The following is a 13,772-nucleotide window of genomic DNA, read 5'->3' on the forward strand; positions in this document are numbered from 1 at the left end:
CCGCCCGTGGACGGAGACGTAGCAACCCGGAGACGGAGCGCGCGGCGGACGCCGGGCGGGCCGGTGCGGCGGTCGTCACACCTCCCTCGTCACCCGCCTCTACTCGTGAGTAACATGCGGTCATGAGCACAGACCAGATGTCCATCGGCGAGATGCTCGCCGCCACGGTGCCCATGGCCCGGACCCTGAACCTCGAGTTCGTGGAGACCTCGCCGGAGCGGGCGGTGGTGTCGCTGCCGGACCAGGGGGAGTTCCACAACCACGTCGGCGGCCCGCACGCCGGTGCGATGTTCACGCTGGGCGAGTCGGCGAGCGGGGCGATCGTACTGGCGGCGTTCGGAGACCAGCTCTCGCGTGCCGTGCCGCTCGCGGTCAGCGCCGAGATCTCCTACAAGAAGCTGGCGATGGGCGCCGTCACCGCCACGGCCACCCTCGGCCGTCCGGCCGCGGAGGTCGTCGCCCAGCTGGACGCCGGTGAGCGCCCCGAGTTCCCGGTGACCATCGCCATCCAGCGGGCCGACGGTGCCGTGACCGGCGAGATGAGCGTGGTCTGGACCCTGCGGCCCAACGGCTGATCAGGCTGTCGTGCGTGCGGGACCCCGGCCGGATGCCGGGGCTTTCGCATGTCGGGCCGCCACGTCCCGGTGTCCGGGTCGGGCGCCGGTCACAAGAACCTGCACGTGCGCGGTTACAAGGAGGCGGGTACCACGACCACGCCGATCGACATGGTCGTCCGCAACGACCTCGACCGCTACCGCCTGGTCATGGACGTCATCGACCGCGTCCCCGGCCTCGCGGTGCGCGCCACGGCCGTGCGCCAGAGGATGCAGGACGCCCGCACCCGCCATCACGCCTCAATCCGCGAGCACGGCACCGATCTTCCGGAGGTCGCCGAATGGAGCTGGAACGCCTGAGCCGCGAGGGACGTCCTAGGAGCCGGTAGGCTTCCCGGGCACGCAGGGAAGCTCAGGGAAAGGAACCGGCCTTGCACGTCCAGGAGTGGCTCGAAACCGTACCCGCGGTCGCCGTCTACGCACTGGTGGGGCTGGTCATCGGGCTGGAAAGCCTGGGCATCCCGCTGCCGGGCGAGATCATCCTCGTCTCCTCGGCGCTGCTCGCGTCCCAGCACGGCGAGATCGACCCCGTCGTCCTCGGCGCCAGCGCCACGGCCGGGGCGATCATCGGCGACTCGATCGGCTACGCCATCGGCCGCAAGGGCGGGCGGCCCCTGCTGGCCTGGCTGGGCAACAAGTTCCCCAAGCACTTCAGCGAGGGCCACATCGCCACCGCCGAGCGCTCCTTCGAGAAGTGGGGCATGTGGACCGTCTTCTTCGGCCGCTTCGTCGCCCTGCTCCGCATCTTCGCGGGCCCGCTCGCCGGTGTGCTCCGCATGCCGTACTGGAAGTTCCTCATCGCCAACGTCCTCGGCGGCATCGTCTGGGCGGGCGGCACGACGGCGGTCATCTACTACGTCGGCATCGTCGCGGAGTCCTGGCTGAAGCGCTTCTCCTGGCTGGGCCTGGTGGCGGCGGTCCTGGTGGGCCTCACGTCCATGCTCGTGCTCAAGCGCAAGGCGAAGCGGGCTCAGCAGCAGACCCAGCAGGCCGAGACCGTGGCCACCGCGGAGTAGCACGGCCGTCCTGCTACGCGTGCACCTCGCGGTGCGCCTTGGCGAGCTCGGCGTACATCGTGCCGTTGAGGGTGACGCCCTGCCGCTCCTCCTCCGACAGCTCCCGCCGCACCTTCGCGGGAACCCCCGCCACCAGCGAACCGGGCGGCACCACCATGCCCTGCGGCACCAGGGCCTGCGCGGCGACGAGCGACCCGGCCCCGATCACGGCGCCGTTCAGCACGGTCGCCCCCATGCCGATCAGGCAGTCGTCCTCCACGGTCGCCCCGTGCACCACCGCGTTGTGCCCGATGCTCACGCGCTCACCGACGCTCACGGGAAACCCCGGGTCGGCGTGGAGGGTGCAGTTGTCCTGGATACTAGTTTCCAAATGTTAGGATGCCTGGGAAGTTGCTGTTCAGCCCTGCCGTGCGGCGGTCGACTGAACCGACGAAGGGCGTATTGGGAATGGCTAGGTCTGCGACTCCAAAAGTCAGCTACGCGGGGAAGCTCTACGTCGAGCAACGGGAAGCCCAGGCCGGACACGGCCGGCCTCTGCACTACCTTCGGAGCCTCTTCCGGCGCTTCGCGGTGCACGTCGAGGACTGTCACGTAAGCACGCTCCGGGCTCACCACATCGAAGCCTTCTTCTACGGTGATGGGGGCCTTCACGAAACGTGCGGGGCTACGACGCTCGCGAACTACAGGGCCACGATGCGGAGCTTCTTCCGCTTCTGTGAGCGTCGGGAATGGACGCTCCGCACCATGGAGGTTCTGACCGAGGGCCTTCGAGAGAAGAGCACACAGGCGAACCGCAACCGCTACCGGATGACGCGGGAAGAGGTTCTTCTGCTGCTCGAAGCGGCGGACTACCCGCGCGACCGGGCCTTGATCGCGTTCCTGGCGAACACGGGCCTTCGCATCTCCGAGGCCGTACGTATGCGGGTGCGAGATGTGGCCTTCAACAAGGGGGAGCTTTACGTGTACCTCCCGAAGACGAAGGAAGAGGTGACCGTTCCCCTGTCGCTCGACCTCGAACGAGAGCTTCGGGACTGGCTTCGCATCTACACGGAAGAGGTGGGCACCGTGAAGCGCTCTTACTACCTGTTCCCCGTGGGGCAGAAGCGGAAGTTCATCCACGGTCACGCCCAGGTGCCGGACCCCGTTCGCCGACTCAACCCCGAGGGTTGGATCACTCACCCGACGTACATCATCAAAGACGTTGCGGTGAAGGCCGGTATCGAGCTTGACCCTGGCGACGCGTGGCACACGCTGAGGCGGTCGTTCGCTCGCATCCTGTATGACGACTGTGTCCACATGGGCCACGACAACGCGCTTCGGATCGTTCAGGCCGCCCTGAACCACAAGGAAGTGAGCACGACGGAGCGATACCTAGGCTTGGATATCGAGCGGCAGAAGTACGCGCAGATGATCAAGGGGAAGCCGTTCCTGACCGCTGGACAGGAGGGCGGTAAGATCATCCCGCTTGACGAAAGGAGGGCGAGCCGTGGCTAAAGAAGTGATCAGCCGGTGCGACAAGTGCGGCACCAGTGAAGACGTGCAAGAGTTCCAGATCACGCGCGGGGGCGAGACGAGAGACGTTGATCTGTGCCCCGAGCACGGGGGACCGGTGAACGAAGCCTTCGACCTGGGAACCGCGCGGAACGCGGCGGCGAAGACCCGGAAGCCCGCCCGAGGCGGTCACGCGGTAGTGGCTATCGAGGACTGGAAGCCTGAAGAGCAGTAGGCCCGTAGACCGCAACACAGAAGCCCCCGAACCCTGTTGGGTCGGGGGCTTCCTGCTGTCATCGCGGGAATCCGCGGTTCACCAAAGCCCTTCGGGGCCTACGTTCTCTTCGTGCACTTCGCGGTCAATCGGCATGATCACGCCCCTGAAGGTGGGGCCGATCTTGCACAGGATCGGCTCTTTGGCGTTGTAGACGCACATGTCGAGGGCGCGGCCTAGGCCGTCCTTCCCCTTCGGGGCCTTCACCTTCGAGAACCGGGCCAGTAGGGCAGGGTCGAACGCGACCAGCTCGGGCAGGGCCAGGGGCCGCCCTTCGAGCCGTGTAAACAGGCTGTCGAGCATCCCCCAGAGTTGTTCATCGGCCAGGGCCGAAGCGTCCTGGGCGGCCGTAGGGGTGTCGTTGTTGCCGGGCCGGAACACCAGCCCGTCACCGGGCCGTAGTTCGAGCCTTCCGAAGCCCTTCTTGTCCTTCCGTCCGCCCGTGTCGAGGGCGGCCAGGGCCTCACGGTCGACATGCACCGTGACCCCTTCGGCGGGGCCTTCGTAGTCCTCAACAGGGGCCGTGTCCTGGCCGATCGCGTATCCGTCCGTTCCCGTGAACCGTAGGCCGGCGGGGCCGAGTTCTATCCGCGCGGTCTTCACCATGGCTCGGGCCGGAAGGAAGGCGTGCGCGTTGTACGCGGCCCTGGCCATCTCTTCGCTAGGCAGCGTCACCGACGCTTGCAACGTCTCTCCTCTCAAGCTCCCCGAGAAGGTGAGCGAAGGCATGGAAGGCTTGTTGCGGAACAACCCCGTCGCCGATGGCCTTCAACTGTTGGCCTCGGTCGAGGCCCGCAACCTTCGTGATCCATCCGGGCACGATCCCCATAAGCCACTCACCGAACCGAGGGGCCAGGCGAAGGCCGCCGCGCGGCCCGTACTCGACCGGAACCGGGGCCGGTTGCCCGGTGAGCACTTCCCAACGGCGTACGGCAGGGGCGAAGTCTCCCCACCATTCCGAGGGGCTGAAATCGCCCCCGTAGTCGGCCCCAGGCTCGACGTGCAGGAGGAAACACACTTCGTCTTCGAGGGTCGGCCCGTGGCCGCCCTGTTTCCTCTTGTCGGGATGCTGGGGGGCACCGTTCCGCCCCAAATTCGCGGTAGGGGTTTTCAGTAGCTTCTCGGTCTTGTCTCGGGGCCACAGTCGAGCCATGGCGGTTACGAGATCGTCGCCCCCGGCCCCAGGGCGGGCCGCTTTCGCGTAGTCCGGTCCTCGGCGACTATCAGCGGCCGTCGGGGTCGGAAGGCACGGCAACGAGAAACCACCTATCGCGATGGTGGGGGGCACCAGCGGCGGACGCTCGATAACACGTCCATTGCGCGTCATACCCGCACGCGGCCAGGTCCCCGAGTACGCGGGCGAGTCCTCGGCTTCGGATCGCGGAGACGTTTTCCAGGAAGACGAGCTTCGGTCGAAGAACGCGAACGGCTTCAGCGACGTTCGCCCAGATTCCCGAGCGCGACCCTTCGATACCAACCCGTTTCCCCGCATTCGAAATGTCTTGGCACGGAAAACCGGCCGTCAGAATGTCTACGCCCTCTTCAGCGAGCGTCGCCCAATCAATCAGGGTGATATCCCCGAGGTTCGGCACCCCAGGGAAGCGACGCGCGAGGATCAGGGCCTTACTCGGATCGTTGTCGGCTACCCACGTAACGCGACCCCCCGTTAGTGCCTCTACGGCCATCCCCAGGCCGCCGTAACCGGCGCAGAGTTCCAAGATGCGGGGGGCCGTAGAAGGCCACTTACTCACAGTCGTTCTCGGCCTCTCCGAAGAGGTCCAGAAGGATTCGCTCTCTCTCCTCGGCCGGAAGCTTGTCTAGCTCGATCGGCTCATTCACCGTGCTTCCTCTTTCCCTGCCAGGACCGAAAGAGGTCTTCGAGGGCGAAGCCCAGGATGAAGGCCAGGGTGAGAAGGCCGAGGATCGGCCACCCGTACCGCTCGATATTCGTGAGCGTCTCGATCACGCGGCATCGGCCTTTCCGTAGCTCACCGCGTAGTCGTAGGCGACGAACGCGTTCCGGATTCGGTAAGCGGCCCCGTGAAGCTCTCGCTTTCCCTTGGTCGCGGCTACGTGAAGTTGAGCCACGGCGGTTTCGTAGTGGGGAAGGCCCTCGAAGGGCCGGATCATCTGAATAGCCTTGACCAGAGTCACCGAGGCCACCTTTCCAAATACTAGTTTCCGGCCTGAGCGATACGGGCCATGGCCTTAGCGGCGGCCCCCTTCGGGGTCGGCGTGGTGGTGCTGTAGCGGAGAATTCCGCCCGAGAACTCGACACGGCCTCGGAAGTCGTGCTTGAAGGACGGGTTACGGTCCTCGGGGCCGTTCTCGACGTAGCGGTTCGTGGCAGCAACAGTCTTCGGGTGCAGCATGCGGAGCCTCTTTCCTGGGCGGTTTAAACGGCTTCTTCTGTCAGCTCCCGGCCCTTCCTGGGCCGTTCCCTGCTGGCATTCCAAAACATAGCTTCGATGCCCTGGCGGGTTCAAGGCTCCCCAGGTCAGAGGCCCCATGTGGGGCCTCGGTCACGGCAACAGGTCTACAGGCTCCGCAGGGGGTAAGGGGGTCGGCTGTAGTGAGAGAGCGGAGCGAGCGAACGAAAGCCGGGGGGATCGGGGGACAGAGATAGCTATAGAGCTACTGCGAACGAGAGAGAGCAGTAGCAGAAGGGCGGCCCTCCCGAGGCCGCCCCTATATAGGGAATCTCTGAAGGCCAGGGCATTAGAAGCCCTGGCTCTAACAGGTCTATAGCTAATGCAAGAGCGGCCGGCGGGCCGCTTCTCAGGGGGTGCCCCCTTATCGGAAGGGTGCCCCCATGCCTTACAGCATGTGCCCCCGTCACAAAAGGCTGCACCCCCTTGGGGTGCCCTGTGCCCTATGCGGTAACCCGCCACGTAAGCACAAGAGTAAGAACACTCGAAGGCCAGGGCAGTACGACTACCAATGGCAGAAGGTAAGAGCAGAAGCCATAAAGCTTCAGCCCTACTGCCTGTTCTGCGGTACCGATAAGGACCTAACCGGAGATCACATCATCCCTCTGAAAGAGGGAGGGACGAACGCACTCGACAACGTTCGTGTTCTCTGTCGCTCATGTAACACCCGAAGAGAGAACGACTACCGAAGAGGTAAGCGTTACTGACAAGCATCCCTTCCACGTTCGAGCCGTAAGGCTCGACCAGGAACACCACAGGGCAACCGATGCGACCGGCAGGGCCGGGGAGTCAACCGCCCTAGTGGCCCAATGATCCGAGAACACACCAGATGAAGCACTGTCAAGCAATCTGGCTCAGATTCTCCGGATTCGTTGGGGGAGGGGGAGGTCGAAAGGATTCCGGGACGCCTTCCCGCACCCGCCGCCTTCCCTCTCTGTGAGCGCGCGGGGGTTCGCCGGACTTCGTGGGAATGCGGGTGGCTCCGGATGAGCGAGCGAGCAACCGCCTAGGCCGTTGACCAGCGCGGATGACTCCGCGCAATAAACAGAAGTGTTTCCCAGAAAGGGGAATTCAGAACCCGAGAGAGGTGCAGCCATGCCCGGACCGCCCCCGACCCCTTCCAAGCTGGTCGAGCTGAAGGGGAACCCCTCGAAGAAGAAGCTTTCCGGTGCCGAACCGGAGCCGAGGCGGGGTGCCCCTCGGCCCCCTGCCGATCTGAAGGGCGAGGCACTGGCCGAGTGGGGCCGTATCGTCCCCGAGCTTGACCGCCTGGGGCTTCTGACGCTGGTTGACCGGGCCTATCTGGTCGCCTACTGCGAAGCCTGGGCGTCCTTCAACGCGGCCAGGGAAGCTCTCGCCGAGTACGGCCCTCTTGTGGCCGGCCGCGACGGCGGCCTAGTCAAGAATCCCGCTTCTCAGATCATGCGAGACGCGGCCGATCTGATGTTGAAGTTCGGTTCCCGCTTCGGTCTATCGCCTAGCGACCGTACGCGGCTTTCTGTGCCCTCGGGAACCGAGGATGGCCCCGACGCTCAGGTTCTCTCTCTCCTGAGCTAAGAGGGGCACTCAGGCCCCTTCTCGGGGGCCTCGGGGTTGAGCCCCCACGTTGACCCGCGAAGGGCGGTCGCGGTCCGTGGGTGGCTCCCCTGAAGGGAACGTAGCTCAGTCGGAAGAGCTACCGGGTGAAATCCGGTGCGTCGGGGGTTCGATTCCCTCCGTTCCCACAGGTGCAGACAATACGCCGTGACTGGCCGACGATATGCACCCTGGGTGAAACCGGCCCCTAGTAGCAAGGCTAGTCACCGTGACGAACCGGGCGGCGAGTAGCCCTCAATGACGTGTAGCTCAGTTGGCAGAGCAGAGGATTGTTAATCCTCGGGTCACTGGTTCGAGTCCAGTCACGTCAGCAGTGGGGTAGCTCCCCTGTTCCTGAAACTCCCCCTGATCAGGGGACGGAGGGAACGCGCACTTCGTCTAGCGGCTCAGGACTCCTCTCGCAAGGAGGTAACGCGGGTTCGAATCCCGCAGTGCGCCCCAATGCGTTTACACGCTTTCTCGAATGGATCTCGTCATGACTCAGGTAACCACTTCCGACCGGGCCTATCGGTTCTTCTTCGCCGAGGACGTTCTTTCCGAAACGTTCACTCTCTCCGAGGGTGTCGAGCGGACGCCCGAGCTTGATCAGGTCGCCATGGAATATCTGAAGGCGAAGCTTGCCCTTTACGCGGCCGTGAACCCTGGCCGCATCTTCCCTGACCGCAATCTCTACTTCTCGGGGACGCTCACCGTTTCCGAGGTCACTTCGGAGAGCGCCAGGCTTTACCCGACTGACTAGCAGGAGCGACACCCGTGCAGACCCCTAAGAAGCGACGTAGGCGAAGGCCGGCGGGGTGGCTCTCTCGGCGCGAGTACGCGCTAAAGCTTCGCTGCGAACAATGGGGCGTGCCCTACTCGAAGGTCAGTCGAGCGAAGGTCTTCAACCGCGACGGTTGGGTTTGTCAGCTCTGCGGCGAACCTATCGACCGGGTGATTCGGTTCCCGAAGCCGCTCAGCAAGTCACTCGACCACATAGTTCCCCTGTCTCACGGCCCCGGCACTCCGGGGCACGTCGAGAGCAATTGCCAGGCTGCACACCTGGGCTGCAATTCCTCAAAGGGGAATCGCGTGTGAGGGATCTCCGGGCTTAACCGGTCTTTGGGACATGCGAAGACAACGGAAGCCGGGGGTGAACAGTGAACGACGGAATCGTTCTCTCGCCCTTCGGCCCGATCGAACCGCGTGAAGGCTTCTTCTACTACGACGAGAAGAAGGCCACGCACGCTATCAACTTCATTGAGAAGCTGATCGTGCACACGAAGGGCCGCCATGCTGGTGCGCCCTTCCTTCTCGATCCGTGGCAGAAGAACGAGATCGTACGGCCGCTCTTCGGAACGGTCATGTGGGATGACCAGTACGAGGAATACGTTCGTCAGTACCGGATTGCGTGGCTTGAGATGGCGCGCAAGAACGGGAAGTCAGAGCTTCTTTCCGCGTTCGCTTTGCTGGGTCTAGTTGGAGACTTCGAGGAATCCGCCGAAGTGTATTCGGTCGCGGTTGACCGCGATCAGGCCGGACTCGTCTACAACACAGCTAAGCGCATGGTCGAGCTGAATCCGATTCTGAACAAGCGACTCGAAATCATCGACTCGAAGAAGCGGATTATCGACCGGAAGACGAACAGCTTCTATCAGGTTCTTCCCGGTGACGCTGCGGGTGCCCTCGGAACTAACCCTTCGATGGTTCTGTTCGATGAGGTTCTTACGCAGAGGGACCGGCACCTTTGGGATTCCATGCGACAGGGCTTCGGTACCCGTCGACAGCCGATCATGATTGCGGCCACAACGGCCGCGTATCGAACCGCGGCCTTCGCTCTCGAAGAGCATGAGCATTCGCTTCGGGTTCGCGACGATCAGAACATGGACCCCGCGCGATTCGTGTTCGCGCGAAACGTCCCCGATGACTGGGACTGGAAAGACGAAGGCAAACCGCCCTCGGCCGAACACCCGAAGGGAACGGGTTGGTACCTGGCGAATCCCGCCCTCGGTTCCTTCCTGAACATCAACAACCTTCGGGCCGAAGCCATGGAGGCGGCCGAGAAGCCTACGGCTCAGAACGCGTTCCGAGTGTTCCGCCTTAACCAGTGGGTTAGCCAGGCTAACCGGTGGCTGGACATGCACCTTTGGGACGAGAACGGTTCGCCGAAGGTGGACCGGGACCGGCTGAAGGGCCGCCCCTGCTATGCCGGTATCGACCTGGCCGCTACGGGCGACTTCAATGCGTGGGTTCTTCTCTTCCCCGGTACGCCTACCGATCCAGAAGCGGACGGCTGGACCGTCGTTCCTCACTTCTGGGTTCCTCGGCCGGCGGTCGAGAAGCGATCCAACATGAAGGCATCCTTCGAGGTTTGGGAGCGCGAAGGCTTCCTTACCGTGACCGAGGGACCGACTACCGACTTCAAGGCAATCTTCCGGCACATTGCCCAGGATGCCGAGACGTTCCGGATTCGCTTCTTCGGCTATGACCCGTGGAACGCGACTCAGCTTGTGAACGAGCTTGAGGAACACGGCCTTACGGCCGTGAAGGTGCCGCAGAGTGCCGCTCGACTCAATGACCCGTGTAAGGCCATTGAGAGCGCGCTAGCGGCCCGTGGGCTGCACCACGGCGGTCACCCGGTGCTTCGTTGGATGGCGGATAACGTCGAGCTTGACGTGACCGGAGACGGTTTGGTGAAGCCCTCGAAGGCTAAGAGCGGCGAGAAGATCGACGGTATCGCGGCATTGGCTAACGCCTTCTTCCTTACGGCTCTTCCGGCCGAGGAAGAAGCGCATGTGACGTTCGTGAACTTCAACGACGACTTCACAGACGCCGAACTCGAAGCCCTTCTTACTCCTGCCAAACGGCAGGAAGAGCGGGAAGCGCACTTCTTCCCCGACGACGATTAGGAGATTCATGGACCGGCCCAACCTGGGCCGCTCCCTCCGTAACGTCGCGTCTTCCTTTGTCCCGAACGTCTTTCAGGTTGGCAGTCTCGGCTTTCTGGCCGCTTCTGCTTACGACGTTGCGCGCCCCCTCGGGCATTTCGCGGTGGCCGTGTGCCTCGGGCTGGTCGGTTACGCGACGGACGGGGGCAAGCGGTGAGCCTGTTTACACGCATCGGTGAGCTTCGAGCGGCCGTGTCCGGCATGGCTTCCGATTGGGAACGCGGCGTTGAGTCGGCGGGCTTCATGCGGACGGCTTCAGGCCGGAAGGTGTCCCGGCGGAACAGTCTTCAGATGGTGGCGGTATACGCCTGCCAATCGCTGATTGCGGATGCCGTGTCATCCCTGCCGGTCGACCACTACACGAAGATCAACGGCCGTAAGGAATCCTTCGACCCGATCCGTTCGCCCCGTTGGGTTCGTCAGCCAAACCCGTTCCAGACCTCTTACGATTTCTGGTTTCGAGTTGTCGTCAGCCTTCTTACTGACGGGAACGCGTTCCTCTACACCATGCGGAACGACCGTGGCGAAGTCGTCGCCCTGTACTGCCTTCACCCGCAGTACGTGAGCATTCTCGACGGCCCGCTAGGCGACAACCGGTATGAGGTCACCGACGACCAGGGGGCCGTTCAGGGCGTCCTCGATCGCACTCAGATACTCCACATTCCCGCGTTCACGCTTCCGGGCGTGAGCCGTGGCCTGTCGCCCGTCGACATGGCCCGAGAGGCTATCGGCCTGGGGCTGACCGCCGAGGAATTCGGTTCTCGCTTCTTTGAGCAGGGAACCACGATGGCCGGCGTAATCGAGCATCCGGGAACCCCTCGGCCGGACGAAGCGCGGCTTCTCCGGGACATGTTCCGGAAGACGCATGCGGGTGTGAAGAACTCCCATTCGGTCGGCGTGCTGACCGGCGGGGCTCAGTTCAAGCCGATCACGCTTTCCCCGGAACAGGCTCAGTTCCTCGAAACGCGGCGATTCCAGAAGACCGAGATTGCCCTTTTGTATCGCGTGCCCGCGTATCTGGTCGATAGCTCGGTTAGCTCGACCTGGGGGACCGGTATCGAGGAACAGAACAAGTTCTTCGTAGACCAAACGCTTATGCCGTGGATTGTTCGTATCGAGCAAGCCGTGTCGACGTTCCTTCTTCCTGGCCTTCAGTACATCCGCTTCAACGTTGACGCTCGACTTCGAGCGAAGACGAAGGACCGTTACGAGTCGTATCAGACGGCCCTGAATAACGGGTTCCTGAACGCGGACGAGATTCGCGCAATGGAAGACCTGGCCCCGCTCCCGAAGAAGCTCGGGCAGCGCTACTACCGGCCCTTGAATCTCGGCGTTGTCGGCGAGGAAGACAAGGAATCGGCGAAGGCCGAGAAGCCTCCCGAGGCTCCGCCGGCTGCACCGGTTGCCCCTGATCCAAACGCGGACCCGAACGCACTACAGGACCCGAACGCTACGGATCAGAAGGACAACAGCAATGCAGATGGAGCGTAGGGCGGTCCCTACCGAGTTCGAGGTTCGTTCCGAGGGCGGGAAGGTCAACTTCTATGGCTACGCGCTGAAGTGGGACGCCCGTTCCTCGAACCTCGGGGGCTTTCGTGAGCGTGTCGCCCAGGGGGCGACTTCCGAGAGCATCGGGCGGGATGACATTCGCGCCCTGTTCAACCACGACCCGAACCTGATCCTCGGCAGGAACCGAAGCGGAACGCTTCGGCTTTCCGAGGACACCGAAGGGCTTCATTACGAAGTCGACATGCCGGATACGACTTACGCCCGTGACCTGGCTACGGCCATGGAACGCGGGGACGTTTCTCAGTCGAGCTTCGGCTTCAAGACTTCTGGACCCGAGGGCGATTCCTGGGCAGAGGACGAAGACGGGTTTCCGCTTCGCACTCTTCAGAAGGTCGCCCTGTTCGATGTTTCGCCGGTCACGTACCCGGCTTACGCCGACTCCACTTCAGGGGTTGGCTCCCGTGCTCTTGAGCTTTTCGCCGAGAAGCGCGGGCTTTCTGTAGCGCGGCTGGATTCGCCGGAAGCGATCCGGGCCGCTATTCGGGGCGAGATTGACGTTCCGGCGCTCACGACTGAAGCGCGGACTCTCTTCCCCCGTTACGAGCTTCCTACCGATCCGGTGGCGGCTCTAGCGGCTCTTCGTCGCTTCTAGCTGGTCTGAAACTATCATTTGGAGCGTTCATGGACTTCGCGTCCGTTGCTAAGGCTGCGCTGGAGAAGCGAGCCAACCTGATTGCCGAGCTTCGCTCCGTCGAGGCTGACACTTCCCTTTCCGAGGCCGAGAAGCGCGAGCGCGTCGAGCGGATCGACACCGACGTTCGCGGCCTGGAGGTCGAGGCCCGAGACGCGGTCGAGCGCGGTGAGCGTGAGGCGGAGGTTCGTTCCCTGGCCGCGCGGGCCGGCGGCCTGGTGCTGCCTGGCACCCCCGAGGCCCGCCAGGGCGAGCGCGACGAAGCGGCCGAGCTTCGCGCCGTTGCGCGCGGCGACCTTCCGGGCGTCGACTTCGACCTTCGCACCGCGACCACGGGCACCGCTGCGAACGCGGGCAACACCTACGCAACTACCTTCGTGGCTCAGGTCATTGAGGCGATGCGCGTTCGGAGCGACTTCTTCGGGAAGGCCCGCACGCTCACCACGGGTTCCGGCGAGACGCTTGAGTACCCGGTGAAGAACGGTCGCCCGACCGCCGCGCAGGTCGCCGAGAACACCCCGTACGGGAAGAGCGATGGTTCTTGGAGCAAGACGAACATCGGCGCGTACAAGTACGGCGTGATCGTCGAGGCCACGAACGAGATCGTCGATGACTCCCAGCTCGACATCCTCGGCATTCTCGCCGAGGACGCGGGCGAGGCGGTCGCCGATAAGGTCATGGCCGATCTTCTGATCGGCAACGGCACCGGTAAGCCCTGGGGCTGGATCACCCGCGCTACCGGCGCGGTGAACGCGGCCAACCTGGCGGGTGTCACGACTGACAACCTGATCGACCTTCAGCACTCCATCCTGAAGCCGTACCGCCGGAACGCGGTCTTCATGACCTCGGACTCTGCGGTGCAGAACCTTCGGAAGCTGAAGGACTCGACCGGTAACTACATCTGGCAGCCGGCTCTTACCGCTGGTGCCCCGGACACGATCCTTGGTACCGCGATCATGACTGACCCGAACGTCGTCACCTCTGGTGCGGGCGCGAAGGTTCTCGTCTATGGCGACCCCTCGAAGTACCTGATCCGACAGGTGAAGTCGCTTCGCGTTGTCCGGTCCGACGAGTACGGCTACGACCGTGACGTGGTGGCCTTCAAGGTCACTTGGAGGGGTTCGGGCGACCTGTTCGACCTGGCTTCCGTCAAGGCTCTGACCGTTACCGCGTAAGCGGCTTGAGGGGCCGCCCTTCGGGGCGGCCCCTCGGTCATTCCCACGGGAGT

General features: G+C 63.7%; 17 protein-coding genes, 3 tRNA genes and 2 pseudogenes. 16 read left to right on the forward strand and 6 right to left on the reverse strand.

The features are described from left to right. The first annotated feature begins 137 nt into the window (after positions 1-137). From ACIQHQ_RS21375 to ACIQHQ_RS21385, 3 genes and pseudogenes are all read left to right on the forward strand, one after another. On the forward strand, positions 138-575 hold the full coding sequence (locus ACIQHQ_RS21375; protein WP_402614489.1) for a DUF4442 domain-containing protein: 438 nt from the start codon (positions 138-140) through the stop codon (positions 573-575). 87 nt (positions 576-662) lie between these two features. Next, positions 663-914 (forward strand): annotated as a pseudogene (locus tag ACIQHQ_RS21380) (phosphoketolase); the annotation flags it as partial. Between the two features lie 71 nt (positions 915-985). Further along, the gene (locus tag ACIQHQ_RS21385; RefSeq protein ID WP_402613549.1) at positions 986-1,630 is read left to right on the forward strand and encodes a DedA family protein; all 645 of its coding nucleotides are present in this window, start codon (positions 986-988) and stop codon (positions 1,628-1,630) included. Positions 1,631-1,643: 13 nt separating this feature from the next. Here ACIQHQ_RS21385 and ACIQHQ_RS21390 read toward each other — a convergent pair. Next, a pseudogene (locus ACIQHQ_RS21390) lies at positions 1,644-1,997 on the reverse strand (gamma carbonic anhydrase family protein); the annotation flags it as partial. Between the two features lie 11 nt (positions 1,998-2,008). Here ACIQHQ_RS21390 and ACIQHQ_RS21395 point away from each other — a divergent pair. Further along, positions 2,009-3,124: a tyrosine-type recombinase/integrase gene (locus ACIQHQ_RS21395; protein WP_402613551.1), complete on the forward strand. Its 1,116-nt coding sequence runs from the start codon at positions 2,009-2,011 to the stop codon at positions 3,122-3,124. Beyond that, positions 3,117-3,356 (forward strand): hypothetical protein, encoded by a 240-nt coding sequence (locus tag ACIQHQ_RS21400; protein WP_402613553.1) that lies wholly within the window; start codon positions 3,117-3,119, stop codon positions 3,354-3,356. Before ACIQHQ_RS21395 ends, ACIQHQ_RS21400 begins: the two co-directional genes overlap by 8 nt. A gap of 78 nt (positions 3,357-3,434) precedes the next feature. On the opposite strand, the gene ACIQHQ_RS21405 is transcribed toward ACIQHQ_RS21400, so the two are convergent. The 5 genes from ACIQHQ_RS21405 to ACIQHQ_RS21425 form a co-directional block, all read right to left on the reverse strand. Further along, the gene (locus ACIQHQ_RS21405; RefSeq protein WP_402613555.1) at positions 3,435-4,124 is read right to left on the reverse strand and encodes a hypothetical protein; all 690 of its coding nucleotides are present in this window, start codon (positions 4,122-4,124) and stop codon (positions 3,435-3,437) included. Between the two features lie 494 nt (positions 4,125-4,618). Further along, a complete protein-coding gene (locus tag ACIQHQ_RS21410; protein ID WP_402614492.1) occupies positions 4,619-5,080 on the reverse strand; it encodes a DNA cytosine methyltransferase in 462 nt (153 codons plus the stop codon). Positions 5,081-5,226: 146 nt separating this feature from the next. Beyond that, positions 5,227-5,361, reverse strand: a complete 135-nt coding sequence (locus ACIQHQ_RS21415; protein WP_402613557.1) for a hypothetical protein — start codon at positions 5,359-5,361, stop codon at positions 5,227-5,229. Next, a complete protein-coding gene (locus ACIQHQ_RS21420) occupies positions 5,358-5,549 on the reverse strand; it encodes a hypothetical protein (RefSeq protein WP_402613558.1) in 192 nt (63 codons plus the stop codon). Before ACIQHQ_RS21420 ends, ACIQHQ_RS21415 begins: the two co-directional genes overlap by 4 nt. 20 nt (positions 5,550-5,569) lie before the next feature. Continuing rightward, positions 5,570-5,767, reverse strand: a complete 198-nt coding sequence (locus ACIQHQ_RS21425) for a hypothetical protein (RefSeq protein WP_402613560.1) — start codon at positions 5,765-5,767, stop codon at positions 5,570-5,572. A gap of 452 nt (positions 5,768-6,219) precedes the next feature. Here ACIQHQ_RS21425 and ACIQHQ_RS21430 point away from each other — a divergent pair, with 452 nt between their 5' ends. The 11 genes from ACIQHQ_RS21430 (at position 6,220) to ACIQHQ_RS21480 (ending at position 13,719) form a co-directional block, all read left to right on the forward strand. After that, on the forward strand, positions 6,220-6,531 hold the full coding sequence (locus ACIQHQ_RS21430; protein WP_402614495.1) for an HNH endonuclease: 312 nt from the start codon (positions 6,220-6,222) through the stop codon (positions 6,529-6,531). 388 nt (positions 6,532-6,919) lie between these two features. Then, entirely contained in the window at positions 6,920-7,381 is a 462-nt protein-coding gene (locus ACIQHQ_RS21435) for a phage terminase small subunit P27 family (RefSeq protein ID WP_402613562.1), read from the forward strand. Between the two features lie 94 nt (positions 7,382-7,475). Further along, positions 7,476-7,548, forward strand: a tRNA-Phe gene (locus ACIQHQ_RS21440). 110 nt (positions 7,549-7,658) lie between these two features. Then, positions 7,659-7,731 (forward strand) — tRNA-Asn (locus tag ACIQHQ_RS21445). 56 nt (positions 7,732-7,787) lie between these two features. Continuing rightward, positions 7,788-7,861 (forward strand) — tRNA-OTHER (locus ACIQHQ_RS21450). 22 nt (positions 7,862-7,883) lie between these two features. Beyond that, on the forward strand, positions 7,884-8,159 hold the full coding sequence (locus tag ACIQHQ_RS21455; RefSeq protein ID WP_402613564.1) for a hypothetical protein: 276 nt from the start codon (positions 7,884-7,886) through the stop codon (positions 8,157-8,159). A 107-nt stretch (positions 8,160-8,266) separates the two neighbouring features. Continuing rightward, a complete protein-coding gene (locus ACIQHQ_RS21460) occupies positions 8,267-8,494 on the forward strand; it encodes an HNH endonuclease (RefSeq protein ID WP_402613565.1) in 228 nt (75 codons plus the stop codon). Between the two features lie 62 nt (positions 8,495-8,556). Next, complete coding sequence (locus ACIQHQ_RS21465) at positions 8,557-10,305, forward strand: terminase large subunit (protein ID WP_402613567.1); 1,749 nt, start codon at positions 8,557-8,559, stop codon at positions 10,303-10,305. A gap of 282 nt (positions 10,306-10,587) precedes the next feature. Then, positions 10,588-11,835 carry a phage portal protein gene (locus tag ACIQHQ_RS21470; RefSeq protein ID WP_402614498.1) on the forward strand — a complete coding sequence of 416 codons (1,248 nt, stop codon included), beginning with the start codon at positions 10,588-10,590 and terminating at the stop codon, positions 11,833-11,835. Then, the gene (locus tag ACIQHQ_RS21475) at positions 11,819-12,505 is read left to right on the forward strand and encodes an HK97 family phage prohead protease (RefSeq protein ID WP_402613569.1); all 687 of its coding nucleotides are present in this window, start codon (positions 11,819-11,821) and stop codon (positions 12,503-12,505) included. The genes ACIQHQ_RS21470 and ACIQHQ_RS21475 overlap by 17 nt, the downstream gene beginning before the upstream one ends. Positions 12,506-12,534: 29 nt before the next feature. Continuing rightward, the gene (locus tag ACIQHQ_RS21480; protein ID WP_402613571.1) at positions 12,535-13,719 is read left to right on the forward strand and encodes a phage major capsid protein; all 1,185 of its coding nucleotides are present in this window, start codon (positions 12,535-12,537) and stop codon (positions 13,717-13,719) included. The last annotated feature ends 53 nt before the right edge of the window (positions 13,720-13,772 follow it).

It is taken from the genome of Streptomyces sp. NPDC092370 (assembly GCF_044755265.1).
Classification (GTDB): Bacteria; Actinomycetota; Actinomycetes; order Streptomycetales; family Streptomycetaceae; genus Streptomyces.

What these genes read in the sequence shown, in the direction of transcription:
- ACIQHQ_RS21375 (WP_402614489.1), top strand. Translation starts at nt 138, where the DNA reads ATGTCCATCGGCGAGATGCTCGCCGCCACGGTGCCCATGGCCCGGACC.
- ACIQHQ_RS21470 (WP_402614498.1), top strand. Translation starts at nt 10,588, where the DNA reads ATGCGGACGGCTTCAGGCCGGAAGGTGTCCCGGCGGAACAGTCTTCAG.
- ACIQHQ_RS21480 (WP_402613571.1), top strand. Translation starts at nt 12,535, where the DNA reads ATGGACTTCGCGTCCGTTGCTAAGGCTGCGCTGGAGAAGCGAGCCAAC.
- ACIQHQ_RS21405 (WP_402613555.1), bottom strand. Translation starts at nt 4,124, where the DNA reads ATGCCTTCGCTCACCTTCTCGGGGAGCTTGAGAGGAGAGACGTTGCAA.
- ACIQHQ_RS21475 (WP_402613569.1), top strand. Translation starts at nt 11,819, where the DNA reads ATGCAGATGGAGCGTAGGGCGGTCCCTACCGAGTTCGAGGTTCGTTCC.
- ACIQHQ_RS21430 (WP_402614495.1), top strand. Translation starts at nt 6,220, where the DNA reads ATGTGCCCCCGTCACAAAAGGCTGCACCCCCTTGGGGTGCCCTGTGCC.
- ACIQHQ_RS21395 (WP_402613551.1), top strand. Translation starts at nt 2,009, where the DNA reads ATGCCTGGGAAGTTGCTGTTCAGCCCTGCCGTGCGGCGGTCGACTGAA.
- ACIQHQ_RS21410 (WP_402614492.1), bottom strand. Translation starts at nt 5,080, where the DNA reads ATGGCCGTAGAGGCACTAACGGGGGGTCGCGTTACGTGGGTAGCCGAC.
- ACIQHQ_RS21435 (WP_402613562.1), top strand. Translation starts at nt 6,920, where the DNA reads ATGCCCGGACCGCCCCCGACCCCTTCCAAGCTGGTCGAGCTGAAGGGG.
- ACIQHQ_RS21455 (WP_402613564.1), top strand. Translation starts at nt 7,884, where the DNA reads ATGGATCTCGTCATGACTCAGGTAACCACTTCCGACCGGGCCTATCGG.
- ACIQHQ_RS21425 (WP_402613560.1), bottom strand. Translation starts at nt 5,767, where the DNA reads ATGCTGCACCCGAAGACTGTTGCTGCCACGAACCGCTACGTCGAGAAC.